Origin of the sequence: Tannerella serpentiformis, assembly GCF_003033925.1 — a bacterium.
GTDB lineage: Bacteria > Bacteroidota > Bacteroidia > Bacteroidales > Tannerellaceae > Tannerella > Tannerella serpentiformis.
On record NZ_CP028365.1, the window covers coordinates 2,544,479 to 2,565,335 of the forward strand.

A 20,857-nucleotide genomic window follows, 5' to 3' on the forward strand; every position below is an offset into this window, starting at 1 on the left:
CTTTGCCCCCCAAATCATCGAATCTTATCGAATCAATGGACTATATCGAGACGCATATCCCCGGTGTGTGGATCCTGGAGCCGAAGGTGTTTCACGACGCGCGAGGGTATTTTATGGAAGCATACAAGCAGCCGGATTTTGAGGCTCACATCGGGCCGACACGCTTCATTCAGGACAACGAATCGTGCTCCTCGCGCGGCGTACTGCGCGGCATGCACTATCAATTGGCACCCTACACACAGGCTAAGCTGGTGCGCGTGATCGTCGGCACGGTGGTGGACGTGGCCGTAGATATCCGCCGCGGATCACCCACGTTCGGGCAATACGTGATGGTCGAGTTATCGGCCGACAACCATCGCCAGTTCTACATCCCGCGCGGCTTTGCGCATGGCTTCTACGTCAAGAGCGAGACAGCCATCTTCACCTATAAAGTCGACAGCCCCTACATGCCCAGCCATGAGCGCGGCTTCCGCTTCGACGACCCCGACGTGGGCATTGATTGGTGCATCGACGAGGCGACATCCATCCTCACGTCCGAGAAAGACCGCGTGCTGCCCCAGCTCCGCGACGCAGAGCTATAACTCCCCCCAGAGATGTACCCGGCCAACTTCCCCGGCCTCGGCAGAGGCCTTGATTTTCTTTTGCTTCTTTTTTTCTTGCATTAAGGCAAGAAAAGAAGATAGAAGTCCGCTGCCTTTCACCCTCTACCCTCTACCCTCTACCCTCTACCCTCTACCTTCTACCCTCTAACTATTATGCATACCTATTTAATCACCGGCGGAGCCGGATTCATTGGCGCCAACTTCGTGAAGCATATGTTGGTCACCCACGCGGACGCACAGCTGATCGTCCTCGACCTACTCACCTATGCCGGCAACGTGCACACGATCGAAAGCGATATCGACGGAGTGCGTTGCCATTTCGTCAAAGGCGACATCGGCGATCGCGCGCTTGTGGAAAGCCTCTTTGAGAAGTACCCCATCGACTGCGTTGTCAACTTCGCCGCCGAGAGCCACGTCGACCGTAGCATCGAAGACCCGCAACTCTTCCTCATGACCAACATCCTCGGCACACAGAACCTCCTCAACGCCGCCCGCAAGGCGTGGACCACCGGACGCGATGCGACGGGTTACCCGACGTGGCGCCCCGGCGTACGCTTCCATCAAGTCTCTACCGACGAGGTCTACGGGAGCCTCGGCCCCGACGGCTTCTTCACCGAGACGACTCCGCTGGCCCCGCACAGCCCTTACAGCGCCTCCAAGACAAGCGCCGACCTAGTGGCGATGGCTTACCACGACACCTACCGCATGCCCGTCAGCATCACCCGCTGCTCGAACAACTACGGGCCGTATCACTTCCCCGAAAAGCTGATCCCGCTCATCATAAACAACATCCTCGAGGGTAAGCAGCTGCCCGTCTACGGCGACGGGTCGAACGTTCGTGACTGGCTCTACGTCGAGGATCATTGCAAGGCCATCGACGCCGTCGTCCACCGCGGTCGCGCGGGTGAGGTCTACAATGTGGGCGGACACAACGAGCGCAAGAACATCGACATCGTGCGCACGATCATCCACACCGTCCGCCAACTGATGACCGAGCAACCCGCTTACCGCGACGCTCTCCGCAAACGCATCGCCGGCCCGGACGGACTGCCCACCGTCGACTGGATCGACGACAGCCTGATCACCTTCGTCACCGACCGACTCGGCCACGATCAGCGCTACGCCATCGATCCGACGAAGATCTCCACCGAGCTGGGTTGGCAGCCGGAGACGGACTTCGAGACGGGCATCGTCAAGACGGTGCGCTGGAACCTCGAGCACCAAGACTGGATCCGTGAAGTCATCAGCGGCGATTACGTGGGGTATTACGAACGCATGTATGCCGGCCGCGAACTGAAGTCATGAATCGCGCCTATCCCTCCACGCTCCTTGAGAATGCCGTCGACGAGCTGTCGGCGCTGCCCGGCGTCGGTCGAAAGACGGCGCTGCGGCTCTCGCTTTACCTGCTCCGTCGCGAGCCGGAGTACGCCGAGCGACTCGGCACGGCGCTTCAGGCCTTGCGTCGCGACGTGAAGTATTGCCGGACGTGTCACAACATCTGCGACACGGACCTCTGCGACATCTGCGCCGATACGTCGCGCGACCGCTCGACGGTCTGCGTGGTGGAGAACGTGAAGGACGTGATGACGGTCGAGAACACGGCGCAGTTTCGCGGTCTCTACCACGTTCTCGGCGGCATCATCTCGCCCATCGACGGTATCGGCCCGGCCGATCTGGAGATCGACAGTTTGGTGAAGCGTGTGGCGGAGGGTGAGGTGCGCGAGGTGGTGCTGGCGCTCAGCACGACGATGGAGGGCGACACGACGAACTTCTTCATCTACCGCAAGCTCTCGGCCTATCCCGTCCGTGTGACGGTCATCGCGCGCGGCGTCTCCATCGGCGACGAATTGGAGTACGCCGACGAGGTGACGCTCGGCCGCTCCATCCTCAACCGTGTAGAGTTCAACGATGCGATATGACCTATGCCCATCCAACTGATCATCCTCGATTTTGACGGCACACTGGCCGACACGCGTGACAACATCGTCCGCACCCTGCAAGCCTCCATGCATCAGCTCGATTTGCCCGTAGCCGACGAGGCGGCCTGCGCCAGCACCATCGGCTTAAAGCTCGATGACGCCTGTCGGCATCTCTATCCCGACGGCCCGGCCGACCTCCCCGACCGCTTCGTGGAGACGTACCGCGAGATCTTCTTCCGCAACAAGGAGTCGCTCGTGCCGGCCCCCTTCCCCCACGTCCTCTCGACACTCCGGCAGCTCCGGCAGCGGGGTGTGGTGCTGACCATTGCCTCGTCGCGGGGCACGGGGTCGCTGCACGCCTTTATCGACGCAATGGGGCTGAGGGACTGCATCTCGTACGTGCTTGGTGCCGACAGTGTGGAGCATACCAAGCCCCACCCCGAGCCCGTGCTCCGGACGCTCTGCGAGACGGGCATCGACGCGGCGCACACGCTGGTGGTGGGCGACATGCCTGTGGATATCCTCATGGGGCGTAACGCCGGTGTCCAGACTTGCGGCGTCACGTACGGCAATGCCACGCGCGACCAGCTGCAAGCCGCCGGCGCCGACTTCCTGATCGATGACTTTGCCGAGCTGGGCGTCTACGGATCCACACAGGTTTAATTGCCATTCAAATTCGTCCCCAAGCGGTACGATCATGTACTCGGCCATATTCGCCGGCGTCCGCAGACGCCCGTATGGGATAGGCCCTACAGCCTGACGGCCATAAACAAGAACAAGGGCTGCATCATACGCAATCGATGATGCAGCCCTTGGTGTATAGTAGCCCCAACGAGGGTCGCGGCTATTCCGGCACGTAGATCACTTCGCCGTTCTCCAGCTCGTAGGCTACGCCGACCTTGCGGCCTTTCTTCCCGGTGGCGTTCTGATTCTCGGAGGGCTTATAGCGGGTGATTGTTTGGCCTTCCTTGGTGATGATCTCCATGTTGTCCTTGCCGGGGTTCTTAACCATGGTGTAATCCTCTTTGGAGAAGATCTCGGTCATGTTGAACTTCACCACCATGGCCACCATCAGGGCGACAGCGAAGACCATCGCCACGTCGAAGAGGTTCGTGAGCATGGCCACGGGGTCGTTGTCTTCGGCCGAAGCCGAGAGCAGTCTGCGGCGGCGACTCATGGCTGTGGGGCGTTAGTGGGTTCGACAGAGGAGGCCTTGGCGGTCATGCCGGCAATGAACTCTAAGGAGGCGAGGTCGGAGACGAACCAGCGCTGGCGGGCTTGCAGGATGACGTAGCCCACGGCGCCGGCGAAGAGTCCGACGACGGTCGTGGCGAAGGCGATTTGCATGTTGTAAGCCATCGAGGCGACGTCGCCCGTGGCCAGACCGGCCAGTGCGGGGCCCATGGGGATGAGTGTGCCCATGAGTCCGAGGATGGGGCCGAACTTGGTGAGCATGCGGCAGCGACTCAGGTCGGCGTCGGCGCGCACTTCGTACTCGGCCAGGATGCGGTCGACGTGGGTCGAGTCGGGCGTGGCAGCGATGCGGCGCACGGCCTCGGTGAAGTCGCGTTCGGCCGAGGCTTCGATGGTGGGCAGGAGGGCGTCGAGGCGCGCGCCGTCCCACGTGTCGAGCTGCTTCTTGAGCTGGCCCGCTTGTTTGGTGCGACGCAGGTATTGGTTGAAGAAACCGCCGAGCATGAGTATGCTGCGGATAAAGAAGTAGAGCAGGCCGACGATGACGGGGACCAGCAGCCCGTTGGAGATCCAAAAGAGGATGTTTGATACGTATTCCATTGTTGTTTAATGTAGGGGCGTATTGCATACGCCCTTGGGTAGTTATGCGCCTTGCGGCCGGGTAGTAGGGGCGTATTGCATACGCCCTTGGGTAGTTATGCGCCTTGCGGCGCGGGTAGTAGGGGCGTATTGCATACGCCCTTGGGTAGTTATAACGACAAAACCACTGTGCAGGCCTTGCATGGTCGCTTCACACACTGTGACACCACTGTGCAGGTCTTGCACGGTCGCTTCACACACTGTAAAACCACTGTGCAGGTCTTGCATGGCCTTTTTACACACTGTGACACCACTGTGCAGGTCTTGCACGGTCGCTTCACACACTGTAAAACCACTGTGCAGGTCTTGCATGGTCGTTTTACACACTGTGAAATCGTCATGCAGGCCTTGCATGGTCGTTTCACACACTGTGCCGCCGTCATGCAGGCCTTGCACAGTCGTTTCACACACTGTGCCGCCATCCGCAGGTCTTGCATGGTCGTTTTACACACTGTGAAATCGTCACGCAGGTCTTGCATGGTCGTTTTACACACTGTGAAATCGTCATGCAGGCCTTGCACGGTCATTTCACACACTTTGCCGCCGTCACGCAGGCCTTGCATGGCCATAGTTACACCGGTGGAGGTAGAGGCGCCCCTCGTGGGAGCCTTGCCCCGACTATCCATCCGAAGGCTATGATTTCTTCTGAAGCCTCCGCCGCACCGCAGTGAGCAACCATCCGACGAGCGTGAGCCCAAGGAGCAGCCCGAGGGTGCCGAGGCAACCGAGCCAGTCGACGGGGGCGCTGTGCGAGATGACGGTGTTGGAGGGGTGGAAGACGGCGCTGCAGACGGTCAGCAGGAAGAGCAACAGGGTGAGCAGCATGATCAGCTCGATCAGCAGATCCTTGCCGCCGATGAGGCTGCGAGCAAAGAGCGACGCGGCCACGAACACGACAACCACTCCTGCGGCCAGTCCCCACGTGACGGTCGTGAAGGCGACGCCGGGCAGGGAGAAGAGCAGGTTGATGTGGAGGTAGAAAAGCGCGGGGAAGATGAGCAGCGAGGGCATATGGCGCACCAGGGTGGTGTACCACGCGAAGCGCTGCTCGGGCTCGCGGTCGCGCAGGCGGGCTAGGCAGAAGTAGACGGTCAGCAGGCTGTCGACCATCACCACGAGGGAGATGTCGAAGAGGGCCGAACGCTCCGACAGCATGCGCTGCACCTGCAGCTTGTTCAGCTCGACGACGTACGAGTGGGAGAGCACCACGAACACGCCGAGTAGCACGCTGAACGCGATGCGATAGCGCCGGTCGGGCAGCAGGGTGGTCATGAAGAGGCTCTTCACCACAGCGAAGAAGGCGAGCAGGAGGAAGATGTTGTCCATAATCGAAAAGGGAAAAGCTAAAAGTGAAAAGCTAAGCCGGGTACGGGAGAGAGGGGGGGAACTCGCGTGCGCCCCCCTCCTCCTGCCGGCAGGACTTTTCGTTTTTGGCTTTTCGTTTTTAGTTCTTCCTCCTTCTGCGGATGATGAGGAATGCGGCGATGGCCACGACGAGCGCGATGGCTGCGATGAGGATCATGCGACGGCCCGAGGTGTCGGCCGTCTCGTCGATGGCGTTCTGCTTGTCCTTCTCTAAGACGACGCTCTTGGCGTCCTTGTCGGAGAGGTTGGCTTCGCGCGCCTCGGCGATCTTCTGCTTGTACTGGGCGGCGGCCGAGGCGTCGGCCTTCGAGGCGATGAAGTCCTTCAGCTTGGCGTTGTCGCAGACGAAGCCAGAGCATGCCGCGCCGTATTTGTTCACCGTCTCGGTGTGCACGCGGGCCAACTCGGCGATCTGCTCCGGCGTGGCTTTCCACATGCCCTTGCGGATCGTCTCCATCATCACGGCTGTGATCTCCTCGAGCGTGGCGGGGCTTTGCTCGCGGAAGAACTCGTCGACCTTGAGGTCGTACTTATCCTTGACGTAGACGTCGAAGATCTCGTCCCACAGCTCGTCGTCGATGGCGGACGGCTTCATCACGTTCCAAGCGTAGGTGTTGCGGACGGTCTCGGCAAAGACGCCGGCCGACGAGGCTTCACCCTTCATCTTCTCCTTGATATACGTCGGGTTGAGGATCGTCGTGCGCGCCTCCACACCGATGGCCTCCTTAACCTCCTGCATGCGCACATTGCTGCGGTTGCGGTAGTCGCTGAGGTAGGCGTCGGGATCCTTGCCGGTGACGTGGCGGACGGACAGGTTCATACCGCCCATGAACTCGTAGACGTGATCGAGGCTGAGGGCGCCCCAGGTGTTGCTCTGGCGTGGCTGTACGACGACGTCGGTGCGGGTCAGCGCGGCCTCGAAAGCGTATTGGCGGAACAGCTCCCACTGCTTTTCGCTGCCGTAGAAGGCGCCCATGTTATGGATATACGTCTCAGCGATCTCGGACTCCTTCTCCCAGCGGTCGCCACTCTCCACCATGCCTTGGATGCCCGTGCCATAGTTGCCATTGACACCGCCAAAGACGCGATAAGTAGCCATCTCCTGCGCTTCGCGTGGCGAGAGACCCTTGGCCAGCAGTGTGCGCTGTGCTTCGGTGACCCCCTCGGACACTTGGTTGTCGAACTTGTCATCCTTCGCCGCAGCTGCCATCTCCACGGCGCGATTGATGAGGAAGAGTCGCGAGGCGGCTAAGTCGCGCAACTGGCCGGAGGTCTGCACCACCACATCGATGCGCGGGCGACCCAGCTCGGAAGAGGGGATCAGGCGCAGGTCGGAGACACGACCGAAGGCGTCGCGCACCGGCTCCACGCCGAGCATGTAGAGGATCTGTGCGATGGTGGCACCTTCCGTCTCGATGAACTCGCCCGACCAGAGCGTGTAGCTCACCTTGCGCGGATACTCGTTGTTGTGGCGTTTGCGGTAGAGGTCGATCGTGGCGTTGGCCAGTCGCTTACCCTTCTCCCAAGCTGCCTCTGAGGGTGTCGCCTCGGCATTGATCGAGTAAAGGTTGCGGCCCGTGGGCAGTGTGTTCGGGTTGGCAATCGGATCGCCGCCCGGCGAGGGAGCCACGTAGCCACCCTTCAGTGCGTTCATGTTGCTGCGCAGTTCGCTCTCAGGGCTCTCCATGAGGTACGTCTTGTATTTGTTCACGTTCAGGATTGTGCGCTCCACTTCCATGATGGCGTCAGCCAGGTGCACTTCGTCCTTCGTGTACGTCTTCTTCTTGCCGCCCATCATGCCACCCATCATGCCACCCATGCCTTTCGGCGGCATACCGCCCGGCATACCTCCGGGATGTCCGGCAGGCTTGGCGTCGGCTTTACCGCCTGGCATACCTCCGGGATGTCCGGCGGGTTTGGCGTCAGCTTTACCGCCCGGCATACCTCCGGGATGTCCGGCAGGTTTGGCGTCGGCTTTACCGCCCGGCATACCTCCGGGATGTCCGGCGGGTTTGGCGTCAGCTTTACCGCCTGGCATACCACCGGGATGTCCGGCCGGCTTGGCGTCGGCTTTACCACCCGGCATACCACCGGGATGTCCGGCCGGCTTGGCGTCGGCTTTACCACCCGGCATACCGCCGGGATGTCCGGCAGGCTTACCGCCCGACATGCCCGTAGGAGGCATTCCCGGCATACCGCCTTTCTTCTTGTTGCCCGTCATCATCATCATGGCCGCCATACCCCGCGGGGCGTTGCGGTCGGCGATGATCTCGCGTGCCTTAGCCAGCTCCTCGGGGGTGATCTTGGCTGTGCGGCAGACTAACTCGTCCGTGGCCATCGTCGGTTGGGTGAGCAGACGGTTCACGAGCTCCTTTGCCGGATCTAAGTAGACCTGTGTGAACTTCACGCGGTCGCGATCGGCGTCGAGGTGGGTGCGTCCCTTCAGCTTGTCGAGCGCCCAGAGGCCGTAAGCGATCGGGTCGGTGGCCATAGCCAAGACGGACGATGTGATGCGAGCGGGCTCGTAGGGTACGCCCATCGTGTAGAGCTGTCCGGTGATCTTCTCCGTAGCCAGCTCCTCGGCGAAGTTCTCCACGCGGCGGATGTCGTCCTCCGAATAGGGCTTACCGGCGATGCTATCCAGCTCCAGGTCGCGATGGATGCCGAGCTTCACGGTGGCCGCCTTCACGTTGATCGCGGCACGCTTCAGTTCGTCCTCCATGCGAGCGTCCGGAGCCTTGCCCTGCTCGCGGCGTTCGTTGATGTCCTCGGCGAGGTGGTCGTAGATCTTCAGCGCCTCGGTCAGCTCGCGGTACATGCCGCGCACGCTACTCTCCATGAAGGGCGGCGTGAGGTATGACGTGAGCGTGGCGTAGGAGCGGCGTTTGGCGATGATGCCCTCGCCGACGTTGCCGATGGTGTAGACGTAGAAGTGTGGCAGCGGGCCCACGAGTCGGTCGGGCCAGTCGTTGCTGGAGAGCGCCACCTGCTTGCGGGGCGTGAACTCGAGGCTGCCGTGTGTACCGAAATGGATCAGCGCGTCGGCCTTAAACCCGAAGCGCATCCAGAGGTAGGAGGCGATGTAAGGATGCGGCGGCGCGGCGTCTGTTCCGTGGAGGATCTTGAAGGCATTTGTGCCCGATCCGGCGGCGTTCTGCGGCATTACGACGACGTTGCCGAATTGCAGTCGGGCCACGCCCAGTCGGCCGTCTGCCGTGGCCATGTATTGACCGGGGAAGTCGCCATTGGCGGCCACCACTTCCTTGTATTTCTCCGGGCGGAGCGCCTGTTTCACCCAGGCTTCATAGTCTTCCTTCTTGATCAGCTCCGGGTTGCCGGTCTTCATAAACTCAGCGATCGCACCCTCGGCATAGACCCCGAGGACGGCGCCCTGCTGCATGATCATCTTCTCCAACTCGCGGTGGTTAGCGGGCAGGTTGTCCACCTTGTAACCCTCGGCTTTGAGTCGCTTGAGGAAGTTGTAGAGCGACGGAGCGACCTCCATGCCGCCGGCCGTCATGGTTGCGCCTTGGCCCTGCCCCTTGAGGTAATAAATGGCCACGCGCTTCTCGCTGTTGGGCTTGGTGCGGAGGTCAAGGAAGCGCTTCACGGTTTCGACGAACGTCTCGAGGCGTTCGGGCACGGCGAAAGAGTGGCGGTAGCCGTCCTTGTCTTCATACTGGGCAAAGAGTGCTGTGGTGCGTATGGCGCCGTCGATCTCGGGCATGGTGACGCTCTGCGACATGAAGCCGCCGGACATGCCCATCGGGTCGTTCTCCCAATCCTCCACGAGGCGATTGACGGTGAGCGGTGCGAGCATCGTCACGTTGTGCTCCCGGAGCCAATCGACCATCTCGTCGCCCATGCGGCCGTGCGCCATGTTGATCACCATGGCGGGGTTGATGGCGTTGAGGTAGTCGAACCATTTCTCGCGGGCGTAGATAGGATAGACGTTCATGCCCGCCTTTTGCAGCGCATCGATCAGGCCGGTGGGGTCGGCCATCTGTCCGGTGACGACGATTTTATGGGCGCCCTCGTGCCAGAGGTTTTGCTTCTTGAGCCAGGCCTCATACTCGGCCACGGAGTGGAACTCGAGGTCGTCGTCGCGGTCGTTGCCGCTGGGGTTGGGGTGATAGATGATGTCTTCGGCGCGCTCCACGGCCGGCTCAGGCTCGTTGACGAAGAAGCGTTTGCCGTCGACCACCTTGCGGACGTAGTTGAGCAGGCTGCGATAGTTCTTCTTGCTGCCGCCGTCGAGGTAGGTCTTGATGGAGTCGCGCACCACGGAGTCGAGGTTGCAGATGTTGTTGTCGGGGTTTGTGGCCATCGAGGTGTAGATGGGCACTCCCTTGTCGGCCAGGCGTTGCAGCTGTTGGCGTTGCTCCTCGACGATGCGCAGGCCCATGCCGTTGACGAAGACCATGTCGAAGCCTTTGAGCTTGTCGAGCTCGTCGGTGGAGACTTCCACGAGTTTGATGTGCGAGTTGTCGTTGGCTTTGTAGATGCTGCCAAGCGAGATGGCCTGATAGTTCACGAAGGCCACGCGTGTGGGTGCCATCCATTTGGAATAGGCAAAAAACGCCGCGGCCAAGACGACTGCGACGATCCCAATCCACAGATAAATCTTTCTTTTCATTCTATGCGTAGTTATGCGCCTGTGGCGCGGTAGTTATGGGGCTTCGCCCCGGTAGTTAGGAGTAGTTAGGGGTAGTTATGCGCCTGCGGCGCGGTAGTTAGGAGTAGTTTTTTTCGAGGTAGCCCCGAACCCTCAGGGTTTGGCCCTTCTTTTTTTCTGGGTGACGCTGAACCCTGAGGGTTTGGCTCTTCTTTTTTTCAAGCGACGCTGAACCCTGAGGGTTTAGTCCTTCTTTTTTTCAAGTAGCGCTGAACCCTGAGGGTTTGGGCCTTCTTTTTTTCAAGTGATGCTGAACCCTCAGGGTCTGGCCCTACTTTTTTCCAAGAAGCGCTGAACCCTGAGGGTTTGGGCCTTCTTTTTTTTAAGTGACGCTGAACCCTCAGGGTTTGGCTCTTCTTTTTTTCTGGGCGACGCTGAACCCTGAGGGTTTAGTCCTTCTTTTTTTCTGGGGTAGCTCGGACCTGTCGGGCTTGGGGCCAAAAAAAGAGGAACACGACGCCTCCCTCAAGAAGTGTCGTGCCCCAAAAAAGTGCCAAGTGCCCGTCCCGTCATTTGCCGATCAGCTCTGCGATATTGACGGAGAGGTTGGCGATAAACTCCGTGCCGCGGGTGAGGGTGGCGGAGTAGACGTCATAACCGATGTTCTTATCCCTTGCGTTGAAGAGGTTGTCCACGCCGATGTTGAGGGCGATGCCGCGTGGGAAGTAGCACCCGGCGTTCAGCTTCCAAAGCATGCGGCTCTCGAGCTCCATCTTGTACATGCTCTTCTGGCTGCTGCTGTACGACCAGTAGTCCGTGGCGGCCATCCAGCGCCCATTTAGGCCGATGTAGGCGCGGCAACGGCCGAAGCGGCGCGTGTAGTCGGCTTGCATGACGGCTGTGTGGGGACGGATGTAGGAGCTGCGTTTGCCCTGCACCTTCTCGTCGTCGTTGACGTAGGAATAGGTGCCGCGCAGGGTGAGGTCGAAGGGCAGGCGCACTTGGGCGTTGACGTCGAAGCCGTAGGTCTTGGACTTTTCGGCGTTCTGATAGGTGTAGTCGGGATACTGTTTGGCGGGGCCATCCTCGATGCGCACCGTCCGGACGATGCGGTTGTTGAACCAGTTATAGTAGCCGGTGGCGGAGGCGTTGAAGATGCCCGCGACCCACTCGGCTGAGATGGAGGCGTGGTGGCTCGTTTCGGGCTTGAGGTCGGTGTTGCCGTAGATCTTGAACATGCCGCGGTGGTCGAACTCGGCGTACAGCTCGCGGAGCGACGGGGAGCGGAAGCCGGCCGCATATCCACCGCGCAGCGTGACGTGCCCGAGGCGATACATGGCGGAGAGTTTCGGGCTGACGTGCGCCTTGTATTCCGAGTGGTAGTCCATGCGCAGGCCGCCGACGAGGCTCAGGCGGTCGGTGACGCGATAGTCGTCCTGGACGTAGATCACGCAGTTGGAGAAACGGGAGGAGGTGGTGTCGCGAAACCAGTTGCTCTTCATCCGCTCGGTGTTGTATTCGGTGCCGGCGGTGAGGGCGTGACGGTCGGCCAGGAGGAGGCTGTAGTTGAGTCGGATGTTGTGGGTGACGTCGCGATACTTCACCGTGGTGAGGTCGCCAGCCTGGGGGAAGATGTCGTTCTTATAGTAGTGGTCGTAGTGGTAGGAGAGGTCCAGCCGACTGTTTTCGTTGAGGATGTAGCCGAGCTTACCGCCGAAGGTGAAGTCGCGGAAGCGCTCGTGGAGCTTCATCTCTTCGGTGTAGAGCAGTCGGTTCTGGTAGAAGCTGCCGGTGACCTCAGCGCTGAGTCGGTCGGTGAAGTCGTAGCCGAACTTTTGGGCGATGGAGAAGGTCTCGTAGCCCTTGATGTTGAAGCTGCGTCGGGTGGTATCCACGGCTGTAGAGTCGGTGCCGTCGGGGCGCTTGAAGGTGCTCGTCATCGGCTTGGTGTCACGGATGGTGTACGGGTTGCGACGGCTGAAGGAGGCTGAGGTGAGCGATGAGAACTTCTCCTGACGTGTGCCCACGGAGAGCGCGTATTTCTGATCGCCGCGGCTGGTGGTGCGAGCGGAGACATTGCCCACGAACGGGCGGTTGGCCTTCTTGGTGATGATGTTCACCACGCCGCCCAGGGCGTTCGAGCCGTAGAGGGTGGACATGCTGCCCTTGATCACCTCGATGCGCTCGATGTTGTCCACGTCTAAGCGGCTGAAGTCGATGTTGTCCAAGGCGCCCTCGCCGGCCATGCGTTCGCCGTCGATGAGGAAGAGCAGGTAGCGGGAGTCCATGCCCTGGAACGAGATGTCGGGCAGTCCGGAGCCGTGTGCTGCACCGTTGAATTGCAGGCCAGGCAGCTCGTATTCTAACAGCCCTTTGAAGTCCTGCGGGTCGAGCTTCTTGATCTCCTCGGCCGTGATGACGCGCGTGACGACGGGCTCATCCTTGAGCATGCGCTCCGTTCGTGTGCCGGTGACGACCACCTCCGTGAGGCCGTTCTTGGCCTCGTCGAGTGTCACCTCGAGGTCGGGCTGCTCTTCGGCCAACACGTCGACGGTCTTCTGCTCGTAACCGGTGCAGGAGAAGCGCAGGCGGTAGGTGCCTTTGTCTAATTGGAGGCGAAAACCGCCGTCGGCATCGGCGGCGATCCCGATGTTGGTGCCGATCACCATCACCGTGGCATAGGGAACGGGGGCATTCGTGCGATCCTTCACGGTGCCCCTCACCGTGTAAGTTCGTCTGGTCACGTTTGCGTCAGTGGCATAAATGGCCATGGCACAGCAGATCATGAAGCAGAGAAGCGTAGCTATTCTTTTCATTGTATATGAATGGTTGTTTTGATTTTTTAGCGCGGCAAAGATGAAGGCGTGCGCGTCGCCCGGCAATCCCCATTTCAAGGGAGGGCAAGGAGACGAATTACACAATGAAAAGAGGGGAAAGAAGAGGGTTTACAGGGTGATTCACGCCCGGGAGGCTCTTCAGAATCTGATTCTGACGGATTGCAGACTGTTGCAATGGCCCAGAATCTGATTCTGACGGATTGCAGACTGTTGCAATGGCCCAGAATCTGATTCTGACGCTTTGCAGACTGTTGCAATGGCCTAGAATCTGATTCTGAAGGATTGCAGACCGTTGCAATGGCCCAGAATCTGATTCTGACGCTTTGCAGACCCTTGCAAAGGCCCAGAATCTGATTCTGAAGGATTGCAGACCCTTGCAAAGGCTCAGAATCCAATTCTGAAGGATTGCAGACCCTTGCAATGGCCCAGAATCTGATTCTGACGGATTGCAGAACGTTGCAAAGGCTCAGAATCTGATTCTGAAGGATTGCAGACCGTTGCAAAGGCTCAGAATCTGATTCTGACGGATTGGTGGACCGTGCAACGGCCTCGGCATCTTTCAGAAGACCAGCAACGAAACGAGCAGCAGGGTATAGATCCAGATATTACGGGCGGTGAGTCCGAGCACACGGTTCAGATCGGAGCCGCTGAGGCGACGCAGATCGTGCCACGTCACCAGTTCGAAGGCGAGGAAGATGAGGAACAGCAACCAGGTGTAGGCGCCGCGATAGAAATAGGCGGGCCATGAGCAGGCGACGGCCAGCACGGCGCAGACGAGGTAGAGCGTCGTGCCAAAGCGGCGGCCGAAACGCACGACGGTGGTGCGTTTGCCAGCGGCGGCGTCCTGCTCTTGGTCGCGGACGTTATTGACGAGGAGGATGTTGACGGAGAGTAGTCCCAGGGCAACGGAGATCCACGCAGTGGTGGCAGTCACGGTGCCCGCTTGGACGTAATACGTGAGGCAGACCGGGATCACACCGTAGAAGAGCAGCACGCAGACGTCGCCCCAGCCGCGATAAGCCAAGGGGTAGGGGCCGGCGGTATAGGCGGGCACGCAGAGCGCGATGGCTACACCCGCACCGAGGAGCAGGACGGGGTTGCCGTAGGCCAGGAGGAAGAGTCCGCAGATCAGGGCCAGCCCAAGTGTGACGAGCGAAGCGCGGAGCATCGTCTGCGGGGCTATCCACCCCGAGGCGACAGCGCGCTGATGCCCCACACGCCGATCGGTGTCGGCTCCCTTCTTATAATCGAAGTAGTCGTTGGAGAGGTTGGCGGCCACCTGCGCCAGCACGGCTACGAGCAGACAGAGCGCAGCGGGCACGAACCGAAATGTGTCCGCACGCCAGGCCAGCGCCGACGCAGCGACCACGGGGCAGGCCGAGGCTGCCAGAGTGTGGGGCCTTGCCGCCGTGATCCAAGCCTTCAGCGGACTCACGGAAGCGACAGCGGACGGTGGCGTGGGGGAGGAGAGGGGGCGCTCGGTGCTCATAGTTTCGGAAACGTGACGGGATCGGTCGCCGCACCCTTTCCGCCGCGGATGGGCACGGACTTGCTCTTGACCTCGATGCCTCCGTTCTTGCCATTCTCGCTGTAACGGATGATGACGTAGCCCGGGCGTTTGGGATCGACTTCGACGGGCTTCAGCCCCGTCTTCCACTGGTCGCAATGGGTGGGGAAGCTCTCTACCGCCTCGATCCAGCGACCGTTTTGCAGCGTCCAGACGTGATAGTCGGCCCAGCAGCCATTGAACCAAATGGGCAGTAGACCGACCTCGTCGGCGCCGTCACCGTTCAGATCGCCGAGGTTATCGGGCGTGCCGTCGATGCAATGGCGAACCTTGATGGGGGGGATGAAGGGGTTGAGGAAGCGGATCGTGCCGTCGCAGCCGCCGAGGCAGCCGGCGTCCTCGTCATCCGTTTTCGCGAACACAGGCGGCTCGAGCCAGACGTAGCCTTTCGTACCCGTGCCGTTGAAGTCGCCCTCGTTCATGCCGCTACCGCGTGCGCTGCCCGTTTCGCTCTTCTTGCGATTGTAGTCGGTGGCGCCGTCGCCCTCGGCCGTGATCCGCCAGCCGTTGGGCTTGCGCATCATGACGAGGTAGGAGGGATATTCGAAAAAGCCATCGTTTTGCTTGACGCGTTTGATGAAGGAGCAGCGATAGGTGACCTGATTAATGGAGTCGTAGACGATCTCGCCGACTAACGTTTGGGCGTATCCGGGATGACTCTCCATGTAGGCCCGTTTGTCATTGATGCACTCGTCGGGTGTGGTGCGGCCGCCGTAATAGAGCACCTCGGTGTCGTGATAGAGCTGCTTCAGGCGGTCGACGGTGGCCGGAGTCAGGGCAGCGTTCCATTGCTCGACCACTTTGCGCAGCTGGGCCTTGGTGCGAAAGTCACCGTCCTGTATGGCCTCTTTGATGGGCAGCACGGCCGACGAATCCTTGAGGAAGACGCTATCGCTTGTCGCTGTGATGGGCGCTAAGGCGGAGGTATCGTTAGCGGCGGCCACGAGTGCCACCGTTTGCGCAGAGTCTGTCAAGGTGATGTTGTCTTGCGCTCGGGCTGCCGGAGTGGCTATCCAGAGCAGTCCGGCCAGTGCGCCGTACATAGCCCTCTTGCTGAAGGCTTTCATTCGTTCATTCATTGTTCTCTGTTGAAAAGTGGTGAATACTATGGATTACATATAGATAAGCTGAATACGTTCGAAGCTCACGCCCGGCGAGTTTCCGCTTCCGTGACCAAAAACGAAGATCATCCTCGACAAATTTCCGGCCATTCGTGTGGGGACGTATGGCATACGCCCCACGAATCGCCTTATCAGCAACCGAATGATCCGAAAAATCGACGTGTCTCCGCTTCCGAGACTCCAAATGAAGCAGCTCCTCCATCGGTCATCGCTTGTGTTTGGCCACGTAGAGCTGGAAGTAGCCGCATTCGCGGATCACATCCCGGTAGTACTGCGTGTTCGCGTAACGCATCAGCTCGCCAAAGCCGTCACGATCGAGCCAATTGGGAGAGTTGCTCTGATTCATATACCTCTGATTGTCACAGAGGGCGCGTCCTCGGATCGGCCCCAAGTAGCAGTCGTTGCGATCGCATTTGATGGACAGAAAAACGGCTTTCGCGCGCTGTTCATCGGTCGTGGCGGCCTTCAACGCCATGCGGTAATACTTTTTCGCGGCGGGGCTGGTCATGACCATCTCTTGGGCATAGCAGGGGACGAGCTCGAAGATGGAAGCGTTCAGCAACGGGACGCGCCAAATGTCGCTTGTGCCGTAAAACGACATGTTGTAGAAGGCATTCCCGACCAGTAAGCTGTTGTTATACACCTCCTCACCGCGCGCAATCTTGGCTTCGCCCTCCCGCATCTTTTGGATAAGCGTGATCGGCGTGTATTTCACCTTCGCTTCCTTAATATGCTTGCGGGTATGGGCGTCTAAGGGATCGAGGATGTAGTCGTTAAAGGGATTCGTGTAGATTTCCGTCATCCCCTGCTTGCCCGCTTTCTTCATCAGCGCCTCGGCCTCGATCAATTGATCGGCGTGAAGGGCTTGAAGGGCCTTGTAGAAGTAAAACTCCTCCGCCGTATACGGATACATGTCGACGATGAGCTTCTCCATCGGTGTGCGCGGGTTTTCGAGCACGGCGATCAGCTTGTCCACCACGCCGGGCTGAGCAATCTTCTCGCTGCTATGATCCAGCATCTCTGCCAGCTCGGGCCGACCGGCCTTGGCGTAGAGCGTGGACAGATAGGTGGCGCTTTGTGTGATGGCCGTCTTATAACGCATGCCACCTTCCCCATATTCCGGATAGCTGTTCTGCTTGTAAAGCCATCGGAGCTCCTCCGTGAGGCGCTCTACGTTGTCGCCTTTCACCTCCGTGATCCGACTCAGGGCGTTGACGAGGCGCAGTAAGCGCAGCTGATCGGCCGCTTCTTTGTTGCCGGCCTTCATTTGTCCTGCGGCCTTATCGTAGAGCGAATTAGCGCCATCGTAGTCGCCCGACCAAGACGTGATGTAGCCCGCCGCCGCATACCAGAGGAACGGGTTTTCCGTCTTCTCCTCCGTTGCGATTCGCCGGATCAAATCGAACGTTTCCCGCGGTATTTCCTTCATGCGGTTGGCCTTCGGATCGGCATCTTCCGTCGGTGGGCCGATCAGCGACCCTCGGCAATCCTCATTCTCGTTGATGAAGCGGATCACGAGCAGGCTAAGCAGCGGATCCTTAGGGCGGATCTGATAGATGGATCGGATGGCCCGGTCGTTATCGCCTGTCCGGAATGCCAGCAGGGCCCAGAGAGCCGTTTTTTGCTCGGGCGAGGCTGCGCGGAGGCATTGCTCCCATTGTTTTTCGTCTTGCAGCGTAAGCGACGTGGCAGCGACCGGTCGCATGGCTGGTACGTGGTTAAATACCTCTGCGTAAAGCAAATTCGCGTTGCAAAAGTCCTTCACCTCGATGTAGAAGCCCGCGCGATAGCCAAGGGCACGATAATAAAGCGTATTGCGCGGCATATTCGGCTCAACTTCGCCGAAAAAACGTTCAAATGCATCCCGATTCCCAGCGTAAAAGAGCGCCTTAAGTGCCTGGAAAGCATAGCGATTCTTGAGGAAGGCATCCGTCTGCGTTTTGTAGCCCTGAATGACTTCCTGTGTCAGATCAGCGGGCACCTTCCGGGGCGCTTCTGGCTTATTGTTGCTGTAAAACGACCACGGATCGATCGGTGTACAGGCATAGTCGTCTACCTGGTGGGCTAAGCGTACGAAGCGCTCGAAGGCTTTCACCTTCGGATTCGAGGAGTTAGCGATGGCCGCGACCTTTTTGCCCTCGAGCATGAAGGCTGCAATCTGTTCCCGAGTGAGTTTCCCATCCAAAAAGTCATACCAATCGTTAGTTACCTCCTCGTTGAATCGGCGGGGATGCTGGTCATCGTGTCCGTTGTAAAACGTCGTGTTGGGGTCATAAAAGAGGGGCCGATAGGCCGCCGCATCCCTCATCATCAGCTCCGGGCTGAAGTTCGACGGCGGGTCGAAGTCCATGTAAAAGCATGCCCAAGCCAGACCCGTCGAGATGAGTATAGCGCTAAAAACAGCGCACCACGTCCTTAAAGAAATTCGTTTCGCTTTCATAGTTCGTTATGTATTTATTGAAATGATGCTCATCCAAGTCAAAAAAGATAACCTCGCGAGGCCGTGCCGACATATGCCGACTCAGATCGCGCGCCATTTCTAATAAGTCTTTCGATGTCACTTCCTCTATCCTCACTTCATCGCCCGTGCGGTAGTAACGTCCGCCTTTGATCAGGGAATGTTTGACCGTGATGAGGTTCGAACCGCGTGAGACAAGAAAATTCGTGTCTTGCTCAAAATCAGCGCGGTGGATACGATTGATCAACTCGGTCACGCGACCCTCGCTGAGGTGTACGCCCCAGGCATAAATGGGCAGTGCGACGTCCATCGGCAGGGGGTAAACCTTGAGGCTGCCGAGGTAGCGCTTGGCAATCTTGCGGTCATAGATCGAATTGACCGTATCCGTCTCCACGGAGCCCATGTTATAGTACATCAGAACGCCGCGATCGACCCCAGGGATGCGCGTAATGGTGTGATGCTTAGCTTGGTGCAGACGGATCGTGGCCGAAAGGTTGCGAAAGCCGCCGTGCCGCTTCAAGGTGTCGATGAATAGCATAAACCGGTCGCGGCTGCCGGTCGACCAGTCGCAATCGATCTGCACCTCGTCGGGTTCGGGCAGACCCACCGCCCGGTTGATCCGTCGGATGTAGGCAGCGATGTTCGCAGCCAGTGTGTCGACGTTTGTCTCGCGGCGGAGCATGACGCGGTTGGTGATGAAGACCACGGGCGTGACACGGATGCCCTTCGGCGGCAGGCTGCGAAAACGAACCGGGGCCTCGGGCACGATCGCACCGCTGGCGGGATCTATTTTGACGTCGAAATAGCGGATATACAGGTGTTTCACATCGCAATCCTCCAGCACGCGCCGCTCCGTAGGCGTCAGGTCGAACGTCGTCCGCCAGTAATAGAAAGCCACGGCGGGCGTGTCGTCCCCGCCGCTGGGCTGGCAGGCGATGGCGGCCAGTGTGCAGAGCAGGAAAAGGAGGTATTTTGCGTTCATCGATCGAGGGTGGAGGTCGTTTGTCCCTTCAGCGCAACAAAGATAAATAAAATGAAGCGGAGCCGTGGATTATACAGGATTGTCCGCATCCGTGGGCACCGATTTTTGTCTACGTCTGGCCCGCCGTTGGGCCAAGCTCTTCTTGTAAGTCATGCGGGCGTGCGCCGTGTGCTCGTTCAGATGGCGGACCAGTTCGGCGATGGCTTCACGGTCGATCGGCGGAACATTATTTTTGTAAGCATATTGTAATTGGAGGATCACCTCATGGTAAACCTCGTCCGTTTTAGGTCGGATTTGCGTCATCGAAGGCCGTTTTCGCCTTACGCGCAGGTTGCTCCGCTCACGCTGTAGCCGACTCGCGTCCTCGTTAGCCTGCTTCAGCAGCCCCACAGCCTCGTCGAGGCCGAGCCGCGTAATCATGGCCTCCGGTTCAGGCTTTTTGAGGTCATTCAGCAGTGAATCGATACGCGCCGGTTTGCGTCCGATGCCTTCCGACTGTATCCGTTTTTTGTCGTGAGTCAAAACGTACAAATGCTGCGCATCCTCGGCCACCTCCTGACGCGGCGAAAGGCGCATAATACGTATCACGCCCAAAATGAAAGACAGCAGACGGTCACATTCCGCATCCTTTTTCAGGATCGCTTTCGTTTCATTCTCCTCGCCAGACACCTCCTTCAGCATCTCAAACTCCTCATCGACACACGCCCGATACTCCTCGACCATCGTCTGCGGCACACCGATCTTCTCTCCATCAGCCGCGCCGATACGCTCGCACACCTTATCATGGAACCAAGTATGCAGCGAATTATCCAGCCGATACTGCCCCAGTTTCTCAATTTCAATCACACGTTTCATTCGATCATCATCACAAAAAACATCACCATAAAATACATAAAACACATCCCCGCCAAGTCTACCCTTCCCCGCCCGACGGCGAGCAAAGAAACTGCCCCCTTTTCGTCCGTCAGGGTAGGGGCGTATCGCATACGCCCCCATAGTTTCCTTGAGAAATAGCGAGTGGACATATCAACCCACCCGCTCCTCATCGTGTAAAAATATCTATGCCTAAACATCTTCAATTTTCATCTTCTCAACAAATAAAAGAACCCTATTCTCGCCTAGACACCCATTCCCCGACCGACGACGGACAAAGAAAACGCCCCCAGCGGGGGCTTGACTTTCTTTTGTCTCCTTTTCTTGTGTCAAGACAAGAAAAGGAGAAAGAGACAGAAGAAAAACGTTCCCAACTTTCATCTTCCCAACGATTTAGAGAAGCCCATCCCCGCCAAGTCTACCCTTCTCCGCCCACCGACGAACAAAGAAAATGCCCCCTGTGGGGGCTTGACTTTCTTTTGTCTCCTTTTCTTGTGTCAAGACAAGAAAAGGAGAAAGAGACAGAAGAAAAACGTTCCCAATTTTCATCTTCCCAACGATTCAGAGAAGCCAATCCTTATCAAGATTACCCTTCCCCGTGTCTCATCGCAGGCTATTCTTATCAAATATTCCAATCCCCGACCATCCGGGATACCCATTTTAGGTCGGTTTTTCAATCCAAACG

At 58.9% G+C, this 20,857-nt stretch carries 14 protein-coding genes; 4 read left to right on the forward strand and 10 right to left on the reverse strand.

The window, feature by feature from the left end:
* Positions 1-35 precede the first annotated feature (35 nt).
* From rfbC to C7123_RS10750, 4 genes are all read left to right on the forward strand, one after another.
* The gene (gene rfbC, locus C7123_RS10735; protein WP_069175019.1) at positions 36-581 is read left to right on the forward strand and encodes a dTDP-4-dehydrorhamnose 3,5-epimerase; all 546 of its coding nucleotides are present in this window, start codon (positions 36-38) and stop codon (positions 579-581) included.
* Positions 582-755: 174 nt separating this feature from the next.
* Positions 756-1,907 (forward strand): dTDP-glucose 4,6-dehydratase, encoded by a 1,152-nt coding sequence (gene rfbB / locus C7123_RS10740; RefSeq protein ID WP_069175020.1) that lies wholly within the window; start codon positions 756-758, stop codon positions 1,905-1,907.
* A complete protein-coding gene (gene recR / locus C7123_RS10745; protein WP_069175021.1) occupies positions 1,904-2,521 on the forward strand; it encodes a recombination mediator RecR in 618 nt (205 codons plus the stop codon). The genes rfbB and recR overlap by 4 nt, the downstream gene beginning before the upstream one ends.
* Before the next feature lie 3 nt (positions 2,522-2,524).
* Entirely contained in the window at positions 2,525-3,184 is a 660-nt protein-coding gene (locus C7123_RS10750) for an HAD family hydrolase (RefSeq protein WP_069175022.1), read from the forward strand.
* Positions 3,185-3,365: 181 nt separating this feature from the next.
* Here the strand turns inward: C7123_RS10750 and C7123_RS10755 are convergent, their stop codons facing one another.
* The 10 genes from C7123_RS10755 to C7123_RS10805 form a co-directional block, all read right to left on the reverse strand.
* The gene (locus C7123_RS10755) at positions 3,366-3,641 is read right to left on the reverse strand and encodes a DUF2149 domain-containing protein (protein ID WP_237269333.1); all 276 of its coding nucleotides are present in this window, start codon (positions 3,639-3,641) and stop codon (positions 3,366-3,368) included.
* A 53-nt stretch (positions 3,642-3,694) separates the two neighbouring features.
* Complete coding sequence (locus C7123_RS10760) at positions 3,695-4,315, reverse strand: MotA/TolQ/ExbB proton channel family protein (protein ID WP_069175023.1); 621 nt, start codon at positions 4,313-4,315, stop codon at positions 3,695-3,697.
* Between the two features lie 672 nt (positions 4,316-4,987).
* Complete coding sequence (locus C7123_RS10770) at positions 4,988-5,680, reverse strand: hypothetical protein (RefSeq protein WP_069175025.1); 693 nt, start codon at positions 5,678-5,680, stop codon at positions 4,988-4,990.
* Positions 5,681-5,798: 118 nt separating this feature from the next.
* A complete protein-coding gene (locus tag C7123_RS10775) occupies positions 5,799-10,355 on the reverse strand; it encodes a cobaltochelatase subunit CobN (protein WP_069175026.1) in 4,557 nt (1,518 codons plus the stop codon).
* Positions 10,356-10,903: 548 nt separating this feature from the next.
* Complete coding sequence (locus tag C7123_RS10780; RefSeq protein ID WP_069175027.1) at positions 10,904-13,150, reverse strand: TonB-dependent receptor; 2,247 nt, start codon at positions 13,148-13,150, stop codon at positions 10,904-10,906.
* A gap of 580 nt (positions 13,151-13,730) precedes the next feature.
* The gene (gene menA / locus C7123_RS10785; RefSeq protein ID WP_069175028.1) at positions 13,731-14,660 is read right to left on the reverse strand and encodes a 1,4-dihydroxy-2-naphthoate octaprenyltransferase; all 930 of its coding nucleotides are present in this window, start codon (positions 14,658-14,660) and stop codon (positions 13,731-13,733) included.
* Positions 14,657-15,817, reverse strand: a complete 1,161-nt coding sequence (locus tag C7123_RS10790) for a hypothetical protein (protein ID WP_159049906.1) — start codon at positions 15,815-15,817, stop codon at positions 14,657-14,659. The genes menA and C7123_RS10790 overlap by 4 nt, the downstream gene beginning before the upstream one ends.
* 247 nt (positions 15,818-16,064) lie before the next feature.
* Positions 16,065-18,299, reverse strand: a complete 2,235-nt coding sequence (locus tag C7123_RS13010; protein WP_159049907.1) for a hypothetical protein — start codon at positions 18,297-18,299, stop codon at positions 16,065-16,067.
* Positions 18,253-19,299: a hypothetical protein gene (locus C7123_RS10800; RefSeq protein ID WP_069175031.1), complete on the reverse strand. Its 1,047-nt coding sequence runs from the start codon at positions 19,297-19,299 to the stop codon at positions 18,253-18,255. The genes C7123_RS13010 and C7123_RS10800 overlap by 47 nt, the downstream gene beginning before the upstream one ends.
* A 69-nt stretch (positions 19,300-19,368) precedes the next feature.
* Complete coding sequence (locus C7123_RS10805; protein ID WP_159049908.1) at positions 19,369-20,145, reverse strand: DUF6261 family protein; 777 nt, start codon at positions 20,143-20,145, stop codon at positions 19,369-19,371.
* Positions 20,146-20,857 lie beyond the last annotated feature (712 nt).

Excerpts from the sequence above, each read along its gene's own strand:
- C7123_RS13010 (WP_159049907.1), bottom strand. The coding sequence starts at position 18,299 with ATGAAAGCGAAACGAATTTCTTTAAGGACGTGGTGCGCTGTTTTTAGC.
- C7123_RS10750 (WP_069175022.1), top strand. The coding sequence starts at position 2,525 with ATGCCCATCCAACTGATCATCCTCGATTTTGACGGCACACTGGCCGAC.
- C7123_RS10780 (WP_069175027.1), bottom strand. The coding sequence starts at position 13,150 with ATGAAAAGAATAGCTACGCTTCTCTGCTTCATGATCTGCTGTGCCATG.
- C7123_RS10790 (WP_159049906.1), bottom strand. The coding sequence starts at position 15,817 with ATGAATGAACGAATGAAAGCCTTCAGCAAGAGGGCTATGTACGGCGCA.
- C7123_RS10755 (WP_237269333.1), bottom strand. The coding sequence starts at position 3,641 with ATGCTCACGAACCTCTTCGACGTGGCGATGGTCTTCGCTGTCGCCCTG.
- menA (WP_069175028.1), bottom strand. The coding sequence starts at position 14,660 with ATGAGCACCGAGCGCCCCCTCTCCTCCCCCACGCCACCGTCCGCTGTC.
- C7123_RS10770 (WP_069175025.1), bottom strand. The coding sequence starts at position 5,680 with ATGGACAACATCTTCCTCCTGCTCGCCTTCTTCGCTGTGGTGAAGAGC.
- C7123_RS10800 (WP_069175031.1), bottom strand. The coding sequence starts at position 19,299 with ATGAACGCAAAATACCTCCTTTTCCTGCTCTGCACACTGGCCGCCATC.
- rfbB (WP_069175020.1), top strand. The coding sequence starts at position 756 with ATGCATACCTATTTAATCACCGGCGGAGCCGGATTCATTGGCGCCAAC.
- recR (WP_069175021.1), top strand. The coding sequence starts at position 1,904 with ATGAATCGCGCCTATCCCTCCACGCTCCTTGAGAATGCCGTCGACGAG.
- C7123_RS10760 (WP_069175023.1), bottom strand. The coding sequence starts at position 4,315 with ATGGAATACGTATCAAACATCCTCTTTTGGATCTCCAACGGGCTGCTG.
- C7123_RS10775 (WP_069175026.1), bottom strand. The coding sequence starts at position 10,355 with ATGAAAAGAAAGATTTATCTGTGGATTGGGATCGTCGCAGTCGTCTTG.
- rfbC (WP_069175019.1), top strand. The coding sequence starts at position 36 with ATGGACTATATCGAGACGCATATCCCCGGTGTGTGGATCCTGGAGCCG.